Genomic DNA, 21136 nt, shown 5'->3' with positions numbered 1-21136 from the left:
AAAGTCGCCGAGGTCGGCGTGCGTGCCGCCCCGTGCAAGGCGGTTTCCGGCGCGCGCGAGCGCAAGAATTGGACACAGCATTAAAAATCGCCGTGGCTACACTGGATCGTCAGGAGGCCCGCAACGCCGGGTCGTTCAGACCTCAACAAAATCCAGGAGCCAGGCTATGACACAGTCTTCCACGCAGACGACGGGTTCGTTCGATATGGACGTGCAGGCTATCCGGGCCAAGGCCCGCCAGGACATCGAATCCGGCGCCGTCACCGACGGCTACCGCGCCGACCGCGAGACGGTGCTGAAGCTGCTGAACGAGGCGCTCGCCACCGAAGTCATCTGTGTGCTGCGCTACAAGCGGCACTACTTCATGGCCCGCGGCCTGAACGCCGAGCCCGTGGCGGCAGAGTTCGCCGAACACGCTGCCGAAGAGCAATCGCATGCCGACCGGCTGGCCGAGCGCATCGTGCAACTGGGCGGCGAACCCGACCTGTCGCCCGAAGGGCTGGCCCAGCGCAGCCACTCGGAATACATCGAAGGCAATACGCTGCAGGACATGATCAAGGAGAACCTGATCGCCGAGCGCATCGCCATCGAGAGCTATCGCCGCATGATCGACTACGTGGGCGACAAGGACACCACCACGCGCCGCCTGCTGGAGGAAATCCTGGCGGTCGAGGAAGAGCATGCCGACGACCTGTCGGACTTCCTGGACAAGAACTGATGCGGTCCTGTCCGCGCTGCTACAGCAGCGCGTCGTAGGGCGTTCGCGCCAGCTCGGCCGGGCGTTCGTCGCTCGGCACGTCCGCGGCCAATGCGAAATCCGAGAACTCGAATCCCGGACCCACCGTGCAGCCCACCAGCGCATAGTCGCCGACGGGCCGCGCGGCCTGCCAAGCGTCCGCAGGCACCACGCGCACTGGCAAGGTGTCGTCGCCGGCAGGCCCGAGCAGCCAGGTCTCGACCTGCGTGGCGTCGGGGTGCAACACCATCAGCTCGATCGGCGCGCCTTCGTAGTGATGCCAGGCCTCGTCGGCCCGCACCCGGTGCCAGCGGCTGAACGCACCGCGCGGCAGCAGGAAGTAGATTGACGTGAGCGCGCTGCGCGGCTGGCCGTCAGGCTGGCGCGCCACCTGCAAGCTCGAGCGGAATATCTCGCGGTAGAAACCGCCTTCGGGATGCGGCTGAAGCTGCAGCCGCTCCATCAGTTCCACAGCGCGCGGCGGCAGCGTCACAGGGCTTCACCCCACAGATCGTATTCGTCGGAATCGACCACCCGCACGCGCACGATGTCGCCTGCCGCGAGCGGCCGCTCGCTGTCCACGTACACGCGTCCGTCGATCTCGGGGGCATCGGCGCTGGAGCGGCCCACGATGTCGCCGTCATCGTCGGTGCCGTCGATCAGCACGTCGATCTCGCGGCCCACCTTGGTGCGCAGCCGTGCCGCGGAGATGGCCTGCTGGTGTTCCATGAAGCGTTCCCAGCGTTCCTGCTTGATCTCGTCGGGCACGGGGTCGGCCAGCGCGTTGGCCGGCGCGCCTTCCACCGGCGAATACTGGAAACAGCCGACACGGTCGAGCTGCGCCTCGCTCATCCAGTCCAGCAGGTACTGGAAGTCCTGCTCGGTCTCGCCGGGGAAGCCCACGATGAAGGTGGAGCGCAGCGTGAGGTCGGGACAGGTCTCGCGCCAGCGATGGATGCGCGCCAGGGTCTTGTCTTCGAATGCAGGCCGCTTCATCGCCTTCAGTACGCGCGGGCTGGCGTGCTGGAACGGGATGTCGAGGTAGGGCAGGACCTTGCCTTCGGCCATCAGCGGGATGACTTCGTCCACGTGCGGATAGGGGTACACGTAGTGCAGCCGGGTCCACACGCCCAGTTCGGACAGCGCCGAACAGAGCTCGGTCATGCGGGTCTTGACGGGCCGGCCGTTCCAGAAGCCGCTGCGGTACTTCAGGTCGACGCCGTAGGCGCTGGTGTCCTGTGAGATGACCAGCAGCTCTTTCACGCCGGCCTTCACCAACCGCTCGGCTTCGTTCAGCACGTCGCCCACCGGGCGGCTGACCAGGTCGCCGCGCATCGACGGGATGATGCAGAAGCTGCAGCGGTGATTGCAGCCCTCGGAGATCTTCAGGTAGGCGTAGTGGCGCGGCGTGAGCTTGATGCCTTGCGGCGGCACCAGGTCGACGTAGGGATTGTGGTCCTTGCGGGGCGGTGCGGCCTCGTGCACGGCGCGCACCACCTCTTCGTACTGCTGCGGGCCGGTGACGGCCAGCACGTTGGGATGCACCTGGCGGATGGCCGATTCCTCGACGCCCATGCAGCCCGTGACGATGACGCGGCCATTGGCCGCGATGGCTTCTCCGATGGCCTCGAGCGACTCGGCCTTGGCGCTGTCGATGAAGCCGCAGGTGTTCACCAGCACGACGTCGGCATTGTCGTAGGTGGGCGTGATCTCGTAGCCCTCGGTGCGCAACTGGGTAAGGATGCGCTCGGAGTCGACGAGCGCCTTGGGACAGCCCAAGGACACGATAGCTAGACTGGGATTTCGGTTGGTCGCCATGCAAATCTGGGCGTTGAGAAAACCTTTATTTTACGGCCACTTATGAATGGGCCTAAGACGTGCGCGCAGAAGGTGGTCGGCGGCGGGCAGCCAGGGCGGCCCGACCGCAAGCATCATCGCGGCGCGTGCACCCGCTCCCACTCGATGTATACGTGGGCCCCTTCCGGCCGCTGGAAGTACTCCGTCATGCGGTCTCCCTCGACAACCAGGCGCAGTTGCCGGCTCGTGCGCACGCTGCCCACCCAGTTCGGAAACGTCGAGCCGTCCACCCGGTTGCCGCTGAATTCGCCGTTCTCGTCCACCGTGTAGGTGCCGAAGAACCCGATGCCCCTTGCCATGGCGGCCTGGTTCTCTTGCGCCGTGCCCTTGCCGCGTACGTCCGATGCGAATCTGGGCAGCGTCGCATCGGTCAGCACTTCGACGAAATGCATGTCCGGCGTGAAGACCAGCATCCCGTTGGGGCGCGGCCCGTAGGCGGGACGGCTTTCGCCGTTCTGCTCGATCTGCGCGGATACCATCCGCCAGGTGCCCAGCACCTTGTTGGGCGGCGGCTCGGCTCGCGCCGCCGCCGTCAGCAGCGGTCCCAGGACGCAAGCAAGCGCCAGTGCCTTGGTTTTTCGCATATTCACTCCATGACCGATAGCGCGACGTCCTTCTGCGCCTCCAGTATCCGCATGCGTTCGGCCAGGGCCGCGCGGACGGAATCGTAGGTGGAGCGGCCCAACGCCAAGCGCAGCGGCGGGTGCGCGGCGTCGATGACGGCGATCATCGCGTCCACCGTTCTGCCGGCGTCGCCCAGGTCGCCGAAGGCGCCCGTCTCGAGCAGGCGCCGGATCTCGCCCGCCGGGGTATCGTCGTAGCAGGCCATCGGCGTCGCCAGGTCCAGGTTCGCGCCGAAGTTGGTGCGCGTCGGGCCGGGCTCGACGATGAGAAAGTCGATGCCGAACGACGCCACTTCCTTCGCCGCGGCTTCCACGAAGCCTTCGATGCCCCACTTCGTGGCGTGGTACACGCCGAAGCTCGGATATGCGATCTGCCCGCCCTCGGACGACACCTGGACGATGCGGCCGCCGCCCTGCCGCCTGAGATGCGGCAGCACCGCGCGGATAAGCTGGATCGAGCCCACGAGGTTGGTGGCGATCTGGCGCGCGATCTGGTCGTCGGTCACTTCTTCCGCCGCTCCAAAAAGCCCATAGCCGGCGTTGCTCACTACGACGTCGATGCGACCCATGGCGCCGAACGCTTCCGTCACGCGCGCGCGGATCGCGTCCGTGTCCGTGACGTCCAGCTTGACGACCTGCAGCGCATCGCCGTGCCGCTCCTTCAACTTTTCCAGGGCGCCGTCGCGCCGCACCGTTGCCGCCACCCGATCGTTGCGCGCCAGCAGCCGCTCCGTCAGCAGCTTGCCCAGCCCGGCCGATGCGCCGGTGATAAACCATGTCTTGCTCATGTCCGCTCCTTTGCCTGCCACATGAAGCCATGGTACGCAGGCTTCATTGGTTAGAGAATCCGGTTTTCGTCGCACGAGCCGGTGAATAAAATCGACCAATGAAATCGCCGTCCCTGACCGACCTGAACGCGTTCATCGCCGTGGCCTCGCACCGCAGTTTCCGGCGCGCCGCCGACATGCTGGGCGTTTCGCACTCCGCCCTCAGCCACTCCATGCGCGGGCTCGAAGGCACGCTGGGCACGCGCCTGCTCAACCGTACGACTCGCAGCGTCTCGTTGACGCAGGAGGGCGAGCGACTGCTGGCGCGCATCACGCCCATCCTGGGCAGCCTCAACGACGCGCTGGAAGAGGTCGCAGCGGCCGCCGGCCAGCCCAGCGGACTCGTCCGCATCAATGGCAGCGATGGGGCGATCCGGGTGCTGCTGCAGACAGTAGTGCCGCGGTTGCAGGCGCGATATCCGCGCGTGGAACTGGACCTCTGCGCAGAGGGGCAGTTGGTCGACATCGTCGAACGCGGCTTCGATGCTGGCGTGCGGCTGGGCGAGGCCGTGCCCAAGGACATGATTGCGGTGCGCCTGGGGCCCGACATCAGGTTCCTAGCGGTCGCGTCGCCCGTCTACCTGCGCCGCCATCCGGCGCCTCGCACGCCCGAAGACCTGCACCAGCATCGCTGCATACGCCAGCGCCTGCCCAGCGGCAAGCGCTATCGCTGGGAATTCAGCAAGCGCGGCAAGGAGGTTGCGATCGACGTGCCGGGTACGCTGACGCTGGACAGCAACCGGCTCATGGCCGAGGCCGCGGCAGATGGATTGGGCATCGCCTATGTGCCCGAACTTTATACCGACGCGTATTTGAAGAAGAAGCGGCTGGTGGCGGTGCTCGAAGACTGGTGTCCGGCCATCCCGGGGCTGTTTCTCTATTTCCCTGCCAATCGCCACATGCCGTCGGCGCTGCGCGCCTTGGTCGACGTGGCCAAGGCCGCGCAATGAACGCGGCCACGACGCCGGCGGCGTGTGTGTCATTGCCCGGACGCACGGTCGTGTTTCAATAACGTTGCCCCGCTTGCCCGAGCGGCCACGCCGGCCGCCTTCGATCCATGACTCCCGCTACTCTGCTTGCCGGCCGCAAGGCCATCGTGTTCGACCTGGACGGTACCCTTCTGGATACCGTGGCCGACATCCGCCATGCCATGAGCGACGCCCTGCTCGAATGCGGCTTTCCGGCTCTGCCTGCCGACTATGTGCTGCCGAACCTCTACGGCGCATTTCCCGCGGCGCTGCTCTCGATGATGGCCGACCGCGAGGTGCCCCAGGCTGCCCACGAGGCGATCATCGCCGCCTACGGCCGTCACTACGAGCAGCGGGCGCATCGCAGCTCGCGGCCGTATCCGGGCCTGGTCGAATTCCTGGATGATTGCCGGCGTCGCGGCGTGCGCCTGGGCGTGTGCACGAACAAGCGGCATGCCCCGGCGCTGCAGGCCCTGCAGCAATGCGGCATCCTGCAGTATTTCGATCACGTGTCCGGCTGCGACACGGTGGCCCGGCCCAAGCCCGACCCGATGCCGCTGTTGCAGGCGCTGGATGCGCTGGGCGCCAAGCCTGCCGAGGGGGCTTACCTGGGCGACACCCACGTCGATGCGCTCACGGCCAGCCGCGCCCACGTGCCTTTCCTGTATTTCCGTTCCGGCTATGGCAGCCCGCAGGTGCACGACCATCCCATCGCGGCCGAGTTCGACGCCTACGCCGAGCTGATGGAAGCTGACGCGCTGCCCACCTGAAAAAGGCCGGGCGGCACGGGGGAATTGCGGGGGGCATCCGGTCTCCAGCTACCATAGCGATCCCGCATCCCTTTTTTCGCCATGCCGCAGCCGTCTTCCGATGCCCGTTCGTGGGCGCCTCCCTTGTCGCGCACGCTGTACGCCGCCGCCACCGCCTTGCAGGCGGTGGGCCAGGGTCGGTCCTTGACCGACGCGCTGGCCCAGGTCGAGGCGCCGCTGCGGCCCGGCGCCCAGGCGCTGGGCTTCCATGCCATGCGGCAGTGGGGCTGGGCGGACGAAGTTGCGGCCGAACTGGTGCGCAAGTCGCCCGGCCCCTTGTTGGACGCGCTGCTGCGCATCGCCTTGACCCTGCTGCGCCCCACCGACAAGGCTGTGCCCGGCATGCCGGCCTATGCGCCGCATACGGTGGTGGACCAGGCCGTCGAGGCCGCCGCGGGTGCACGCAAGCTGGCCTCGTACAAGGGCCTGCTCAATGCCTGCCTGCGCCGCTTCCTGCGCGAACACGAGGCGCTGGAGCAGGCCGTGGCCCAGCGGCCGCGCGCCCGCTGGAATCATCCTGAGTGGTGGATAGACCGGCTGCGCCAGGACCATCCCGACCGTTGGCAGGAACTGCTTGAAGCTGCCAATCTGCCTGCGCCGCTGACGCTGCGCGTCAACCGCCGTCGCGCGTCCCGCGAACAGGTCCTGCAGGCCTTCCATGCGGAAGGCATCGCTGCGGATCCCACCGGCCAGGACGGCCTGGCGCTGGCCGAACCGCGGCCGGTGATGCAACTGCCGGGATTCGATGCGGGCTGGTGGTCGGTGCAGGATGCCGGCGCCCAGCTGGCGGCGCCGCTGCTGGCGCCGCGCGACGGCATGCGCGTGCTGGACGCCTGCGCGGCGCCCGGCGGCAAGACTGCACACCTGCTCGAGCTTGCCGACGTCGAGCTGCTGGCCCTGGACGCCGATGCACAGCGGCTGGAGCGTGTCGGCCAGAACCTGGACCGGCTTGGGCTGCGCGGCTCCGGGGTGTCGCTGAAGCAGGGAGACGCGGCGGATCCGGCCGCGTGGTGGGACGGCCGCCCCTATGATGCCGTGCTGGCCGACGTGCCATGCACCGCGTCCGGCATCGTGCGCCGCCATCCGGACATCCGCTGGCTGCGGCGCGCCGACGACGTGGCCCGCACCGCCGCCCTGCAGGCGCGCATCGCCGATGCGCTGTGGACCACGGTGGCTCGCGGTGGACGGCTGCTGTACGTGACCTGTTCGATCTTTCCCGCCGAGGGCGAGGCGCAGGCCGCGGCATTCCAGCGGCGCCACCCCGACGCGCAGCGGCTGCCCGCGCCGGGGCAACTGCTGCCCGTGGCCATCGGCGCAACACCCGCGGCCCAGCATGACGGTTTTTTTTATGCCTTGTTTGCCAAGCAGTCCTGAATCGCCAAGAATAGGCGGCATGTTAGCGCGCGTACGCTGCCGTTCCATGATCTCGCGTCTGTTTTCCGTGCTGTTGCTGGCGATCCTGCTGTTGCCGTTGGGCATGGGACAGGCGCACGCGTCCGATCCCGACGTACTGCGCATCGACCCCATCGTGCGCGACGGCAAGCTCGAGATCGACGCCGACGTGCGCTTCGATCTCAATGACGCGCTGCGCGACGCCGCACAGCGCGGCCTGCCGCTGTATTTCACCGCCGACGTGGTCATCACCCGATCGCGGTGGTATTGGTTCGACCGCACCGAGGTCGATTCCAGCATGACCTGGCGCATCGTCTACAACGCTCTCACCCGGCAGTGGCGCGCCGGGGCCGACGAATTGTCCCTGCCGGTGTCGTCGCTGGACGAGGCGATGGGCATGGTGCGCAACATCCGCCATTGGCAGGTCATCGACACGTCCCAGCTGGAGCCCGGCGTGCAATATAGTGGCAGGTTGCGCGTGCGGCTGGACACCTCGCAACTGGCCAGGCCTTTTCAGGTCAATGCGCTCAACAGCAGCTCCTGGCAACTGGCTACGCCATGGAGCAGCTTTTCCTTCTCGCTGACGCGGTCCCCCCGCGATCCGTCATGAGACTCTTTCTACGCATCGCGCTGGTGGTGGGCGGGATCAGCGGCCTGGCGCTGCTGGGCCTGCTGGCCTGGTCCACCGGCAATGCCTCGCGCTTCGCGCGCTATTACGACACGCTGCTGGTGCTCAACGGCGTGTTCGCGTTCGCCCTGTTCGTATGGGTCTCGGCGCTCACGGTGCGCCTGGCGCGGCAGATCCGGCGGCGCCAGTTCGGCGCCCGTCTCACGGCGCGTTTCGCGCTGGCGTTCGCGCTGATCGGCGTGGTGCCGGGGGCGCTGATCTACACCCTGTCGGTGCAGTTCATGTCGCGCTCCATCGAATCCTGGTTCAACGTGCGGGTCGACAGCGCGCTGGAATCGGGCCTGAACCTGGGCCGCGCCGCGCTCGATTCCCTGCTGGCCGACCTGGACGCGCGGGCCCGCGGCATGGCGGCCGAACTCAACAACCTCAGCGACAGCGAGATCCCGCTTACCCTGACGCGCCTGCGCGAAACCAACGGCGTGCAGGAGGCCATGGTCTTCTCCGGCAGCGGACGCCAGCTCGCGTTCTCCACCAACCAGTACGGCCAGCTGCTGCCGGCCATGCCGCCGTCCAATGTGCTGAATCAGCTGCGCATGGCGCGCAACTACGCCGCCGCCGAGGCGGACGACCCGGTGGGACCCGATTCCGATCCCGGCCTGCACCTGCGCGTAGTGGTGCCGCTGGCGGCGCCGATGCGCGTGGACGGTATCCTGGGCGCCGCCGCCGAGCCTCGCTGGCTGCAGCTTGTGCAGCCCGTGCCCGAGCAGATCGCGCACAACGCCAACCGCGTGCAGCAGGGCTTTCGAGATTACCAGGAACTGGCCTTGTCGCGGCTGGGGCTGCGCAAGCTTTACGGCATCACGCTGACGCTGGCTCTGCTGCTGTCTGTGTTCACCGCCATCGCGGTCGCCCTGTCGCTGTCCAAGCGGCTGGTGCGGCCGCTGCTGCGGCTGGCCGCGGGCACCCAGGCCGTGGGCGTGGGCGACTATCGCCCGCTGCCCGAGCCGCCCGAGCGCGACGAGGTGGGCCAGCTGACGCGCTCGTTCAACGCCATGACGCGCCAGCTCGACGAGGCCCGGCAGATGGTCGAGAGCAACCGACGGCAGCTGGAGCGCTCCAACGTCTACCTGGAAAGCGTGATGGCCAACCTGTCGTCGGGCGTGCTGGTGTTCGACGAGGGGTTTCGCGTGACCACCGTGAACCAGGGCGCGCAGACCATACTGCAGGCGGACCTGCGCTCGGTCATCGGCCGCCCGCTCGAGACCGTGGACGGCATGCTCGAGTTCGCGCAGATCATCCGCCAGGCCTTCGCCGCGCATGCGGCGGTGGGATCCGAGCGCACGCATTGGCAGCAGCAGTTCGAGGTGAAGCCCGGCGACGGCGAGCCGGTCGCGCTGCTGGCGCGCGGCACGCATCTGCGTGTGGATGGGCGCGGCAACGGCTACATGGTCGTGTTCGACGACATCACCGAAGTGATCTCGGCCAACCGCACCGTGGCCTGGGGCGAGGTGGCGCGCCGCCTGGCGCACGAGATCAAGAACCCGCTCACGCCGATCCAGCTGTCGGCAGAGCGCCTGGCCATGAAGCTGGCCGACCGGCTCGCGCCCGCCGATGCCCAGATGCTGGTACGCGCCACCAACACCATCGTGAACCAGGTCGGGTCGCTGAAGCAGATGGTCGACGACTTTCGCGAGTATGCGCGCACGCCGCCCGCCGTCATGCAGCGCGTGGACTTCAACACGCTGGTGGCCGATGTGCTGGCCCTGTACGGCTGGGGCGAGGCGGGCGGCGGGCCGCGGCCGCTGAACCTCGACGTGCAGCTCGCGCCGGACCTGCCCGAGATCGAGGGCGACCCGACGCAGTTGCGCCAGGTCATTCACAACTTGTTGACCAATGCGCGCGATGCCGTGGCAGAGCAGGGCGATGCAGGCGTGGTGCGCGTCACGACGCAACTGGTGCAAAGCGCTCAGCCCGATGGATCGCAGCAGTGCGCGGTGCGTTTCATCGTCGCGGACACGGGCCCTGGCTTCGCGCCGCAGGTGGCGCAACGGGCCTTCGAACCTTACGTTACGACCAAGGCCCATGGAACTGGGTTAGGATTGGCCATCGTGCGCAAGATCGTGGATGAACATGGTGGCCGCATCGATCTTGCAAACCGCAAGGAAGGCGGGGCTCGCATCTCCATCCTGTTGACGCGCCTGGCGCCGCATGCCGATACTATTATGGACGCGACACGGCAAGAAAAGGATAATGCGGCTACGCAATAGGTGAGAGGTATATGGCCAGAATCCTGGTGGTCGACGACGAAGTAGGCATACGCGAACTCCTTTCCGAGATCCTTTACGACGAAGGGCATACGGTCGAGTTGGCGGAAAATGCGGCGCAGGCGCGTTCTGCGCGGCTGCGCACGCGCCCCGACCTGGTGTTGCTCGACATCTGGATGCCGGACACCGACGGCGTCAGCCTGCTCAAAGAGTGGGCATCGCAGGGCCTGCTCGACATGCCCGTCATCATGATGAGCGGCCATGCCACCATCGACACCGCGGTCGAGGCCACGCGCATCGGCGCCATGGACTTCCTCGAAAAGCCCATCACGCTGCAGCGCCTGCTGAAGACCATCGCCGCGGGCCTGGCCCGAGGCCGCGCTCCGCACCCGGGCCCCATCGTCAGCCAGGTCCAGCCCGCCGCCGTGCCCCTCGAAGACGAGCTCGACGCGCCGCCGCCCGCCGCGCTGGCAACCGACGCTCCGGCCGCGTCCAACGGCCAGCTGGGCAACATCTCGCTCGACCAGCCGCTGCGCGAGGCGCGCGATGCCTTCGAACGCATCTATTTCGAATACCACCTCGTCCGCGAGAACCACAGCATGACCCGTGTGTCCGAGCGCACTGGGCTCGAGCGCACTCACCTGTACCGCAAACTCAAGCAACTCGGCATCGAGTCCGCACGCAAGCGCAGTACATGAAGATCCTCATCATGGGCGCCGGCCGCGTGGGTACCAGCGTGGCCGAGAACCTGGTGTCGGAACAGAACGACATCACGGTGATCGATTGCGATCCCGCCCAGTTGCGCTATCTGCAAGAACGCTATGACCTGCGCGGCCTGCAGGGCGACGGCACCCAGGTGTCGGTGCTCGAGGCCGCGGGCGCGGCCGACACCGATCTCTTCATCGCCTGTTCGGCCTCCGACGCGGCCAACATGGTGGCCTGCAAGATGGCGCGCCAGCTGTTCAACGTGCCGCGCCGCATCGCCCGCATCCGCATGCCCGAGTTCGCGGACCATCCCGAGCTGATGGGAGAGGCAGGTTTCTGCATCGACGCCCTGATCAGCCCCGAGCGCAGCGTCACCACCTATCTGCACAGCCTCATCGAATTCCCCGAGGCGCTGCAGGTCGTCGAGTTCGCCGAGGGCCGCGTCAGCGTGGTCACCGTGCGCATCGGGCACGGCAGCCCGATGGCGAACCGGTCCGTCGACGAGCTGCGCGAGGTATGGCCCGACGTGGCCGCGCGCGTGGTGGACGTGCTGCGCGGCGGACGACCGCTGCACGCCGGCAGCGGCACCGTGGTGGCGCCCGGCGACGAGGTCGTGCTGGTGGTGGACACGCGCCATGCGCGCCGCGCCGTGCGCCAGCTGCGCATGGCCGAGAAGAGCGTGCGGCGCGTCATGATCGCCGGCGGCGGCAACATCGGCCTGCGCCTGGCGCGTCAGCTGGCCGACGAGAACTACAGCGTGCGCATCGTCGAACGCGACGAGAAGCGCTGCATGTACCTGGCCGCCCAGCTGCCCCACAACGTGCTGGTGCTGCACGGCAACGGCACCGACGAGGCGCTGCTCGAGCGCGAGAACATCGATGACATGGACACCTTCCTGGCGCTGACCAGCGACGACGAGGACAACATCATGTCCTCGCTGCTGGCCAAGCGCCTGGGCGCGCGCAAGGTCATCGCCCTGATCAACCGGCAGGCCTATGGCGAGCTGATGCAGGGCAGCCATATCGACATCGCGGTATCGCCTTCGCAGGCCACCATGAGCGAGCTGCTGCGCCACGTGCGGCGCGGCGACGTGGTGGGCGTGCACCGGCTGCGCCAGGGCGTGGCCGAAGCGCTCGAGGCCGTGGCGCACGGCGATCGCTCCACCTCGCGCGTGGTCGGCCGCGCGGTGGGCGAACTGCGGCTGCCCAAGGGCGCCAGCATCGGCGCGCTGGTGCGCGGCGACGAGATACTGCTGCCCGACGACGACACCATCATCGAATCCGACGACCACGTCGTGGTGTTCGTGCCGTCTCGTCAGCAGATGCCGCGCGTCGAGAAGCTGTTTCAGGTTTCCGCGTCGTTTTTCTAAGGCTAGAGCGCGCCCCATGTCGTCCTTCGTCCTCGCGGGGTTTCCGGCATGAAACGGCTGCTGGCCACTTTCCATGTCCTCAGCCTCACCATGCTGGTGTTCGCGCTGACGATGCTCATCCCATTGGGCGTGGCATTCTTCGGCGGCGACCAGGGACTCAGCGCCTTCGCGCGCGGCTTCCTGCTGGCGCTGGGCATCGGCGGGGCGCTGTGGCTGATCACGCACCACGCGCGCAGCGAGCTGCACGCCCGCGACGGCTTCCTGCTGGTCGCCATCGTGTGGTCAGGTCTGCCGTTGCTGGCCGCCATTCCGCTGCTGCTGTACTACCACGAAGCCGGCATGCCCCTGTCGTTCACCGACGCCTATTTCGAGGCCATGTCGGGACTGACTTCCACCGGCGCCACCGTCCTTTCCGGACTGGAGCATCTGCCGGCCTCGATCAACCTGTGGCGCGCCACGCTGGTCTGGATCGGCGGCATGGGCATCCTGGTGCTGGCCGTTGCCATCCTGCCGCTGCTGGGCGTGGGCGGACATCAGGTGGTGCGGGCCGAGACGCCGGGTCCGATGAAGGACGAACGGCTCACGCCGCGCATCGCCAGCACGGCAAAGGCGCTGTACTTGGTGTATTTCGGCTTTTCGGTGCTGTGCCTGCTGGCCTATCGCGCGGTGGGCCTGCCCTGGTTCGAGGCGTGGTGCCACATGGCCACCACCATGGGCCTGGGGGGCTTTTCCACGTGGGACGAAGGCTTCGCGCACTTCGACTCCTTGCCGGTCGAACTGGTGGCCATGGTGTTCATGCTGTTGTCGGGCATCAACTTCGCCACGCACTTCACCGCGCTGCGCCAGCGCAGCGGGCGCGCCTATCTGGTGTGTCCGCAGACCCTGCCTTATCTCGGGCTGGTGCTGGGGGCGGGCCTGGCGATCTCGGCCTACCTGTATGCCAAGGGCGTTTACACCGATCCGTTGCTGGCGCTGCGCTACGGCATGTTCAACACCATTTCGGTGGCCACCACCACCGGCTATGCCAACGTCGACTACACCACCTGGCCGCTGTTCGCGCCGCTTACCATGCTGCTGCTGTCGGCGGTGGCCACGTCCGCCGGCTCCACCGGCGGCGGCATCAAGATGGTGCGGGCCATACTGCTGATGAAGCAGGCGCGCAACGAACTCGTCACCATGCTGCATCCGCACGCCGTCAGCCCGGTGCGCATCGGCGGGCGGGTAGTCGACCCCCGCGTCATGTCGTCGGTGCTGGCCTTCATGCTGGTCTACGGCATGTCGTTGGGCGTGCTGACCAGCCTGCTGTTGCTGTCCGGCCTGGAGCCGCTGCTCGCGTTCTCTGCCGTGCTTGCCATGATCAACAACACGGGGCCGGGCCTGGGCGCGTTGGGCCCGATGGGCAGCTTCGGATCGCTGACCGACTTCCAGACCTGGGTGTGCACGTTCGCCATGCTGATCGGCCGGCTCGAATTCCTGACGGTGCTGGTGCTGTTCACGCCGATGTTCTGGCGCAAGTAGCAAGTAATCTTGGCCGCGGGCCGCCTCATACACTGGATGCCTGCACGGGAGCGCACATGACGATGGACGGCTGCATAGGGATTCTGCTGGCCGGCGGCTACGGCAGCCGTTATGCGGCCGAGTCGCCGGGCGCCGACAAGCTGCTGGCGCGGCTGCCTGATGGCAGGCCCGTTGCGGTCGCCGCAGCGCAGGCCATGCTCGAAGCGCTGCCGCAGGCGCTGGCCGTGGTGCGGCCCGAAAGCACTGCTTTGGCCGCCCTGCTTTCGGCGGAGGGATGTCGCGTCGTCCCCGCCGTCCAGGCCAGGCAGGGCATGGGCGGCAGTCTGGCCGCCGCGGCCATCGCGCTGATGCGGGACACACCATCTTCACGCCACTGCCTGGTGGCGCTTGCCGATATGCCGTGGCTGCGCTCCGCCACGGTGGCGCACGTCGCCCTCCACAGCCGCGGGCATCGCATCGCGGCGCCCGTGTATGAAGGGCAGCGCGGCCATCCCGTCGCCTTCGCTGCCGAGTTGTGGCCCGAACTGGCCGGGCTGGAGGGCGACGAGGGCGCGCGGATCCTGTTGCGCCGGCAAGGCGTGCACGCGTTGCCGGTGGACGATCCCGGGGTGTTGGCCGACGTCGACGTGCCCGCCGACCTCGCAGCGGCAAGGACCTCGCCGAACGGCCGCCGAAGCCCCGACTGATCGGTGTAAACCCGGATTATCGTTTTCCCGCCCATGCCCGGATGCCTTGTCCGGGCGAGCTTTTTTCGGGTCATGCGGCGTCAAGCCGCGCCATTATTGGGCTGTAAGCGTTTGCTTTCCAGATGAGCGCGAAATACCGTCACGTTCGGCGGTGTTGCGCATAATTGTCACGATTCTTCCGCGTTCTGCCATATAACAGCGGCTATCATGGCTCCACAAGTTTTCGACGCCTACGGCTCCCGCCTTTTTTGGGACTCCCGCCGGTGGCGCCAATGCAGCACAACCCCAAAGGAGCCGGAGATGGACCAGATTCCGTTCACCTCGTCAGCCCCCAATACCCTGGGCATCGAACTCGAATTGCAGTTGATTCACCCGGGCACTTTCGACCTGGCCGCCGCGTCCGACGAATTGCTGGCGCAATTGTCCAACCATCCCATCGCCGATCGGGTCAAACCCGAAATCACCCGCTCGATGATCGAGCTGAATTCCTCGGTGCACGAGCACCCCATGGGCCTGCAGGCCGAGATGCGCGAAATGCGCGACACACTGTGCGAGGCCGCGGACGCGGTCGGCGTGCTGGTGTCCGGCGGGGGCTCCCATCCCTTCATGCGTTGGCAGGATCGCGCCATCCACGATAGCCCGCGCTTCCAGTACCTGGCCGAGATGTACGGCTATCTGGCGCGCCAGTTCACGGTGTTCGGCCAGCACATCCATCTGGGCGTGCGCTCGGGCGACGAGGCCATCCGCATGACCCACGGCCTGTCGCCGTACGTGCCGCACTTCATCGCCCTGTCGGCCTCATCGCCGTATTGCGAAGGGGTCGATACGCTCTACTCGTGCTGCCGCCTCAACGCCGTCAACAGCTTCCCCCTGTCGGGCCACATACCGCCCGACGTGGTGGACTGGTATCGCTTCGAGGCCCACCTGGCGCAGCTGCGCGCCACCGGCCTGGCCGAGAGCGTCAAGGATCTGTACTGGGACATCCGTCCCAAGCCCGAATTCGGCACCGTCGAGATCCGCGTGTGCGACACGCCGCTCACCATCGAGCGCGCGTGCCAGCTGGCCGCCTTCGCGCAGGCCCTGGCGGTACTGGTGGCGCGCGACCCGGCGCCCGGCGCAAATGCGTGGCTGGCCTATCGTAGCAACCACTTCCAGGCGTGCCGCTTCGGCCTGCATGGCAGCTACGTCACGCCGCAGGGCGAGCGCATGCGCCTGAACGACCACCTGCGGGCGCTGCTGCAGCGGCTGATGCCCGTCGCCGAAGAACTGGGCACCGCCGACATGCTGGCCGCGCTGCGCGACGAGGTGCAACGCGGAGGCAACGACGCCCGCTGGATGCGCAGCCAGTTCCACCGCGTGCGCGAACTGCCGCTTATGGTCGAGACCATGACGCGCGCCTGGCGCCATGGGCGCGACGGCGTACAGGTGGACCAGGCAGCCCCGCCGCGCCGCCGCATCCGCGCCACGTCCGAGCCAGTGGCGCACGATGTGCAGGCGCTGGCCGCGCCCGACGGGGTCGGTTCGCGCAACTGGCAGGACCGGTTGCACTGACCGCGGCGGCGGGTCAGGGCGCGGCCTGGCCGCGCCGTCCGCCGATCGCGCTGACCGACAGCCGTGTTTCTCCGGGCACCGTGCGGTGCATGGCGGCGCGCCACGCGTGGCCGTAGGCCACTTCAATAGACAACGCGATGCGCCCGTCGTCGCCGCGCTGGGCCGCCAAGGCCTCGCACAGACGGTCGCGCCACGCGCGGCCCGTCAGGCCCGCGCGCCGGCCCAGGGCGGGGTTGCCGCCCAATGCCCGCACGTCTTCCAGCAGCCGCTGGGGCGTTTCGTATGTCAGCGTCAGTGTCTCCTGGTCCATCACGGGATCGGTGAAGCCGTTCTCCACCAGCAGGTCGCCGAAGTCGTGCATGTCGACGAAGCCCGGCGTGGCGGTCTGCAGGCCGGCGTCGGCCAATGCCTGGCGCAGCTCGCGCAGCGTGCCCGGTCCCAGGCACGAGAACATCGCCAGCCCGCCCACTCGTAGAACGCGGCGCCATTCGGCCAGCACGGCGTGCGGCGCGGGATGCCAGTGCAGCGCCAGGTTCGACCAGACCAGGTCGAGCGACTCCGGCGGCAGGCCGGAGTCGGCCAGATCGGCCTGCACGTAGCGCGTCTCGGGCTTGTTAGAGCGCGTCAGCCTGCCCAGCCACGCGCCTACGCCCGAGGGCGCATACCGGCGCCGCGCATGCGCCAGCAGCGGTTCACAGGCATCCAGCCCGATGTAGGCGGCTTGCGGATAGCGCTCGCGCAGCAGGGGCAGGTTGTCGCCCGCGCCACAGCCCGCATCCAGCATCTGCGCGGGCTGCAGGCGGATGTACTGCAAGCGTCCCAGCATGCGGCGGGCGATCTCGCCGTAGAGAAACTGTGCGTCGGACAGATCGCCCCGGCGGGCAAACTGGCGGTTCACATGGGCGGGCGACAGGGGCAGGGTGGGCAGAGCGGAAGCGGCGGGCTGGGACATTTCCATCGCGGCGCCCGCGGCGGGGCGCGCGCCTACATGATCTGATGAGGACCGGCGCAATCCTGCGCGATGACCAACGGTCCTTTATGCCTGACATTATTGCCCATCCGCTCTCCTGGCCGCTGCGGGCCTTCCGTGCGCTGGCGGCCCGTGCCGGTTCGGCGTGCCCCGCATGCGCGGGCGCGGCAAGAGGCGGCCGGCTGTGTCCGCCATGCGTGGCCGACGTGTTGAAGCCGCCGTATGGCGGAGCGCCGCGCTGCCTGCGCTGCGCCCTGCGCCTGGCGCCCGCGCTGATGGCGGGCGGCGCCGGCGCCGATGCGCCCTTGTGCGCCGACTGCCTGCTTCACCCTCCCGCTTTTGCGCGCACCATCGCGGCCTTCGACTACGAGCCGCCGTTCGACATCCTGATCCAGCAGTTCAAGGGCCAGCATCGTCATGCGATGGCGGGCGCGCTGGCCGATCTGCTTTACCAGGCCTGGCTCGAGCGTGGCGACACGATGGAGCCGCCATTGCATGCGGTGATCCCCATCCCGGCCAGCCGCGCATCGCTGCGTCGTCGCGGCTTCAACCCCGCCGGCGAACTTGCCGCGACGCTGGCGGCGCGGGCGGCCTTGCCCGTGTGGCGCGCGGCGCTGCACAGGCAGCGCGAGGACGGCCGTCGCCAGGCCTCGCTGGGCAGGCGGCAGCGCGAGGCCGCGGTGCAGGGGCTGTACCGTTGCACGCGGCCCGTGCCCGGTCTGCACGTCGCGCTGGTCGACGACGTGATGACGACGGGCAGCACCGTCGATGCCGCCGCGCGGGCGCTGCTGCAGGCGGGAGCGGCGCGAGTGACCGTGCTGGTGGCGGCGCGTACGCCGGCGCAGCGATGATGCGTGGCCGTCGGTCGCCACGATGGCTGCATGCACGCCCCCGCTATCGCGGCACGGTGGGAAGACGGCTGCTGGCACAATAGCGCCTGTGCGCGCGGCGCCTTTACGCCGCGCGGTCTTGCGCCCATGTTCCACGTCGTTCTCGTCTGCCCCGAAATTCCGCCCAACACCGGCAACGTCATCCGCCTGTGCGCCAACACCGGCTCGCAATTGCACCTGGTGCGGCCGCTGGGCTTCGACCTGGATGACGCGCGCCTGCGCCGCGCGGGCCTCGACTACCACGAATGGCAGCCGATGCAGGTACACGACACGCTTCATCAGGCCTTGCAGGCGACGGGCGCGTCGCGGGAACGCATCTACGCGTTGACCACCCGTGCCGAGGCCAGCGTCGCGCAGACCGCTTTCCAACCCGGAGACGTGTTCGTGTTCGGCCGGGAAACCGCCGGCCTGTCCGAGCAGCACCTGGCCATGTTCGACGAGCCGCAGCGGTTGCGGCTGCCCATGCGGCCGGGCCAGCGCAGCCTGAACCTGTCCAACGCCGTGGCCGTCACGGTGTTCGAGGCCTGGCGCCAGCAGGGCTACGCAGGCGCCGTCTAGACCGGCCTCAGTTGATGCTGTAGCCGCGGCCCTTCAGGCATGCGCCGATCGCGCGCGTGTACGAATCGGTCTGCGCGCCCGTGGTCCATCGCGAGGCCTGGGCAGGGTCGAAGCCGCTCTGGTTGGCCGCCCAACGTTCGCATTCGCCGCGATCGCGCGCCTGCTGCGACGGACTCTGGTTCTGTGCGGGATACGCGATGACGTCCACCGAGGCCACCTGCCGGGGCGGCGGCGCGACGTACTGCACGGGAGGCGCGGCATACACCACGGGCGGCGCCACGTACACCGGTGGCGGGCTTACATACACGGGCGCCGGATAGTAGTAGTACGGATACGCGGGACGCGTGCTGAACGCCAGGTAAGTACCGCCCGTGGCCACGCCCACCGCGCCGCCGACCACCCAGCCGCTGTAGCCGCGATAGCCGTGACCGCGATAGTAGCCCCAGGCCGAGGCGGTGCTGCTGAACGAGGCAAGCGTGATCGCCAGTGCCGCGCCGGCGATACGCAGGGTAGAGGTGTTCATTTCAAGGCTCCTGGGCCGGCTCGGGCGGCGCGAAGCGCATTCGGGGTCGGCTGGGAATAATGTAGCCCGACAGGGATGTCGCGCGCATGTCGGGGCATGAATACGACATCCTGGCGCGGGCGGTGGTTCCCCGGCCGACTAGTCGAGCGACAGCTTCAGCCGCTCGATCACGGCGTCCCAGCGTGCCTTCTCGCTGCGGATGCGGTGCGTCAGCGCTTCGGGCGTGGACGGCGCCGGCGTGAAGTACTGCAGCGCCAGCTGCTTGCGCACGGCGTCGCTGCCGATGATCGTGGCCAGTTCGCGGTTCAGGCGTTCGATGACCGGCGCGGGAGTGCCGGCCGGCGCCAGGATGGCGTTCCACGAGATGGCCTCGAACCCCGGAAAACCTTGCTGCGCCATGGTGGGAATGCCGGGCAGTTCGGCGCTGGGCTCGAGACTGGTGATGGCCAGCGCCTTCACCTTGCCGCTGCGCACCTGCGGCATGGCGATGGCCGGCACCATGAAGCCGGCCTGCACGTCGCCGCCGATGATGGCGGTGATCACCTGCGGAAAGCCCGGGTAGGGAATCTGCGCCAGGTCCGCCTTGGCTTCGTACTTGAACATCTCCATCGCCAGGTGTGCGGAGCTGCCGGGACCGACAGAGCCATAGTTCAAGGCGCCGGCCTTGTCGCGCGCCAGCTTGACGAAGTCCTGCACGTCGTTGGCCGGCAGGTTCGCCGGCACCGTGAGCACATTGGGGCTGGTGGCCACCAGCGTGACGGGCGCCAGGTCTTTCAGCGGGTCGTAGCCCAGCGTCTTCTTGTACAGCGTGGGCGCGGTGACAAGCGGACCGTTGATCGTGTAGACCAGCGTATAGCCGTCGGGCTTGGACTGCGCCACCAGACGCGTGCCGATGTTGCCGCCGGCGCCGGGCTTGTTGTCCACCACGATGGACTGGCCCAGTGCCTGGCCCAGCGGCTCGGCGATGGTGCGCGCCAGCAGGTCGGGCGACGAGCCTGGCGGGAAGGGCACCACCAGGTGGATGGGACGCTCGGGCCATTCGGCATGCGCGGCGGCGGGCAGCACGACGGCGGCAAGCAGGCTGAGGCAGGCGCGGCGCAGCAGGCGGCCGGCGCGCGGGGCGTGGGACATGATGGGCTCCTTTGGCGACAGTGTCTTTCTTTGTGGTGTATGGGTAATGCGGGCGAGCGTGCTCAGCCGGCGTCGGCCGCCGCGTGCTCGTAGCGCGCCTCGCGCGCCAGCAGCGCCGAGACGGCGGTCATGGGCGCCACGCCGTCGAACAGCACGGCGCACACGGCCTCGGTGATGGGCAGCTCTACGTCGAGCGTGCGGGCCCGCTGCAGCACCGCGCGCGCGCAGCGCACGCCTTCGGCGGTGATGCCGCTGGCCAGGATGTCGGCCAGCTGGCGGCCCGCGCCGATCTCGAGCCCGACGCGCCGGTTGCGCGACAGCTCGCCGGTGGCCGTGAGCACCAGGTCGCCCAGGCCGGTGAGGCCGGCGAAGGTCTCGGCCTGGGCGCCCAGCGCCACGCCGAAGCGCGTGATCTCGGCGAGGCCCCGCGTGATGAGCGCGGCCCGCGCGTTGGTGCCCAATGCCAGGCCGTCGGCCACGCCGCAGGCCACGGCGATGACGTTCTTCAGTGCTCCGCCGACTTCCACGCCGACCACGTCGGTACTGGCGTAGACGCGCATGGCGCCGCCATGCAGGGCGGCGATCGTTGTGTCGCAGACGGACTGATCAGTGCTGGCGATGGTGAGCGCCACGGGCAGTCCTTGCGCGACTTCGCGCGCGAAAGACGGCCCCGACAGTACGCCGCCCCGCCAGCCGGGCAGCGCGGCCATCGCCTGCTGGGCAACCTCGTGAGGCAGGCGTCCGGTGTCTTCCTCGAAACCCTTGCAGGTCCAGACCACCGGCACGTCGCCCAGGCCATGGCGAACCAGGCGCTCGGCCAGGTCGCGGCACATGGCGTCGAGCCCCGCGACCGGCACGCCCAGGATGATGAGGCGCTGGCCCGGCCCCGACGCGAGGAACGACAGCGCCTCGTCGGTATCGGCGCTGTATTGCAGCGCCGCGGGCAGCGGGACGCCGGGGAGGTAGCGCGCGTTCTCGCTTTCGCGCGCCATGGTCGCGGCGCGCGCTGCGTCGCGCGCCCAAAGCAGAGTGGGATGGCGGCGCGCGGCGGCGGCGGCCAGCGCCGTGCCCCAGCTGCCGGCCCCGAGCACGGCGACGCGCAATGCGGCGGAGAGCGGCGGAGTCATGGCG

At 68.5% G+C, this 21136-nt stretch carries 21 protein-coding genes; 13 read left to right on the top strand and 8 right to left on the bottom strand.

The features are described from left to right. Positions 1–166 precede the first annotated feature (166 nt). Positions 167–718 (top strand): ferritin-like domain-containing protein, encoded by a 552-nt coding sequence (locus CAL15_RS22505; RefSeq protein ID WP_086080533.1) that lies wholly within the window; start codon positions 167–169, stop codon positions 716–718. A 19-nt stretch (positions 719–737) separates the two neighbouring features. Here the strand turns inward: CAL15_RS22505 and CAL15_RS22500 are convergent, their stop codons facing one another. The 4 genes from CAL15_RS22500 to CAL15_RS22485 form a co-directional block, all read right to left on the bottom strand. Further along, complete coding sequence (locus CAL15_RS22500) at positions 738–1229, bottom strand: cupin domain-containing protein (RefSeq protein WP_232468060.1); 492 nt, start codon at positions 1227–1229, stop codon at positions 738–740. Then, positions 1226–2554, bottom strand: coding sequence for a 30S ribosomal protein S12 methylthiotransferase RimO (rimO, locus tag CAL15_RS22495; RefSeq protein ID WP_086080532.1), 1329 nt, complete (start codon positions 2552–2554; stop codon positions 1226–1228). The genes CAL15_RS22500 and rimO overlap by 4 nt, the downstream gene beginning before the upstream one ends. Before the next feature lie 113 nt (positions 2555–2667). Then, the gene (locus CAL15_RS22490; protein WP_086080531.1) at positions 2668–3177 is read right to left on the bottom strand and encodes a lipocalin-like domain-containing protein; all 510 of its coding nucleotides are present in this window, start codon (positions 3175–3177) and stop codon (positions 2668–2670) included. Positions 3178–3179: 2 nt separating this feature from the next. After that, positions 3180–4004: an SDR family oxidoreductase gene (locus tag CAL15_RS22485; RefSeq protein WP_086080530.1), complete on the bottom strand. Its 825-nt coding sequence runs from the start codon at positions 4002–4004 to the stop codon at positions 3180–3182. A 98-nt stretch (positions 4005–4102) separates the two neighbouring features. On the opposite strand from CAL15_RS22485, the gene CAL15_RS22480 reads away from it, so the two are divergent. The 10 genes from CAL15_RS22480 (at position 4103) to CAL15_RS22435 (ending at position 15933) form a co-directional block, all read left to right on the top strand. After that, the gene (locus CAL15_RS22480) at positions 4103–4993 is read left to right on the top strand and encodes a LysR family transcriptional regulator (protein ID WP_086080529.1); all 891 of its coding nucleotides are present in this window, start codon (positions 4103–4105) and stop codon (positions 4991–4993) included. 107 nt (positions 4994–5100) lie between these two features. Next, positions 5101–5781: an HAD family hydrolase gene (locus CAL15_RS22475; RefSeq protein WP_086080528.1), complete on the top strand. Its 681-nt coding sequence runs from the start codon at positions 5101–5103 to the stop codon at positions 5779–5781. Between the two features lie 81 nt (positions 5782–5862). After that, positions 5863–7194, top strand: coding sequence for a 16S rRNA (cytosine(967)-C(5))-methyltransferase RsmB (gene rsmB / locus CAL15_RS22470; RefSeq protein WP_086080527.1), 1332 nt, complete (start codon positions 5863–5865; stop codon positions 7192–7194). Between the two features lie 19 nt (positions 7195–7213). Next, a complete protein-coding gene (locus tag CAL15_RS22465) occupies positions 7214–7822 on the top strand; it encodes a DUF4390 domain-containing protein (protein WP_086080526.1) in 609 nt (202 codons plus the stop codon). Beyond that, a complete protein-coding gene (locus tag CAL15_RS22460; protein WP_086080525.1) occupies positions 7819–10107 on the top strand; it encodes a sensor histidine kinase in 2289 nt (762 codons plus the stop codon). Before CAL15_RS22465 ends, CAL15_RS22460 begins: the two co-directional genes overlap by 4 nt. 11 nt (positions 10108–10118) lie before the next feature. Next, positions 10119–10802 (top strand): response regulator, encoded by a 684-nt coding sequence (locus CAL15_RS22455; protein ID WP_086080524.1) that lies wholly within the window; start codon positions 10119–10121, stop codon positions 10800–10802. Then, the gene (gene trkA / locus CAL15_RS22450) at positions 10799–12178 is read left to right on the top strand and encodes a Trk system potassium transporter TrkA (protein WP_086080523.1); all 1380 of its coding nucleotides are present in this window, start codon (positions 10799–10801) and stop codon (positions 12176–12178) included. Before CAL15_RS22455 ends, trkA begins: the two co-directional genes overlap by 4 nt. A 48-nt stretch (positions 12179–12226) precedes the next feature. Next, positions 12227–13696: a TrkH family potassium uptake protein gene (locus tag CAL15_RS22445; protein ID WP_086080522.1), complete on the top strand. Its 1470-nt coding sequence runs from the start codon at positions 12227–12229 to the stop codon at positions 13694–13696. A 56-nt stretch (positions 13697–13752) separates the two neighbouring features. Then, positions 13753–14382 carry a nucleotidyltransferase family protein gene (locus CAL15_RS22440; RefSeq protein ID WP_086080521.1) on the top strand — a complete coding sequence of 210 codons (630 nt, stop codon included), beginning with the start codon at positions 13753–13755 and terminating at the stop codon, positions 14380–14382. A gap of 300 nt (positions 14383–14682) precedes the next feature. Continuing rightward, complete coding sequence (locus CAL15_RS22435; RefSeq protein WP_086080520.1) at positions 14683–15933, top strand: YbdK family carboxylate-amine ligase; 1251 nt, start codon at positions 14683–14685, stop codon at positions 15931–15933. A gap of 13 nt (positions 15934–15946) precedes the next feature. Here CAL15_RS22435 and CAL15_RS22430 read toward each other — a convergent pair whose 3' ends face one another. Beyond that, on the bottom strand, positions 15947–16891 hold the full coding sequence (locus tag CAL15_RS22430; RefSeq protein ID WP_420042522.1) for a methyltransferase domain-containing protein: 945 nt from the start codon (positions 16889–16891) through the stop codon (positions 15947–15949). Positions 16892–16971: 80 nt separating this feature from the next. On the opposite strand from CAL15_RS22430, the gene CAL15_RS22425 reads away from it, so the two are divergent. After that, positions 16972–17754 carry a ComF family protein gene (locus tag CAL15_RS22425; protein WP_086080519.1) on the top strand — a complete coding sequence of 261 codons (783 nt, stop codon included), beginning with the start codon at positions 16972–16974 and terminating at the stop codon, positions 17752–17754. Positions 17755–17880: 126 nt separating this feature from the next. Next, positions 17881–18351: a tRNA (cytidine(34)-2'-O)-methyltransferase gene (locus CAL15_RS22420; RefSeq protein WP_086080518.1), complete on the top strand. Its 471-nt coding sequence runs from the start codon at positions 17881–17883 to the stop codon at positions 18349–18351. A 7-nt stretch (positions 18352–18358) separates the two neighbouring features. Here the strand turns inward: CAL15_RS22420 and CAL15_RS22415 are convergent, their stop codons facing one another. From CAL15_RS22415 to CAL15_RS22405, 3 genes are all read right to left on the bottom strand, one after another. Continuing rightward, a complete protein-coding gene (locus CAL15_RS22415; RefSeq protein WP_086080517.1) occupies positions 18359–18874 on the bottom strand; it encodes a hypothetical protein in 516 nt (171 codons plus the stop codon). A 138-nt stretch (positions 18875–19012) separates the two neighbouring features. Further along, positions 19013–20005 carry a Bug family tripartite tricarboxylate transporter substrate binding protein gene (locus CAL15_RS22410; RefSeq protein ID WP_086080516.1) on the bottom strand — a complete coding sequence of 331 codons (993 nt, stop codon included), beginning with the start codon at positions 20003–20005 and terminating at the stop codon, positions 19013–19015. A 62-nt stretch (positions 20006–20067) separates the two neighbouring features. After that, positions 20068–21132 carry an NAD(P)H-dependent glycerol-3-phosphate dehydrogenase gene (locus CAL15_RS22405; RefSeq protein ID WP_086080515.1) on the bottom strand — a complete coding sequence of 355 codons (1065 nt, stop codon included), beginning with the start codon at positions 21130–21132 and terminating at the stop codon, positions 20068–20070. Positions 21133–21136: the final 4 nt, after the last annotated feature.

The sequence above is a fragment of the Bordetella genomosp. 13 genome (assembly GCF_002119665.1).
Lineage (GTDB): Bacteria > Pseudomonadota > Gammaproteobacteria > Burkholderiales > Burkholderiaceae_B > Bordetella.
This window is presented reverse-complemented; position numbering and strand designations above follow the sequence as displayed.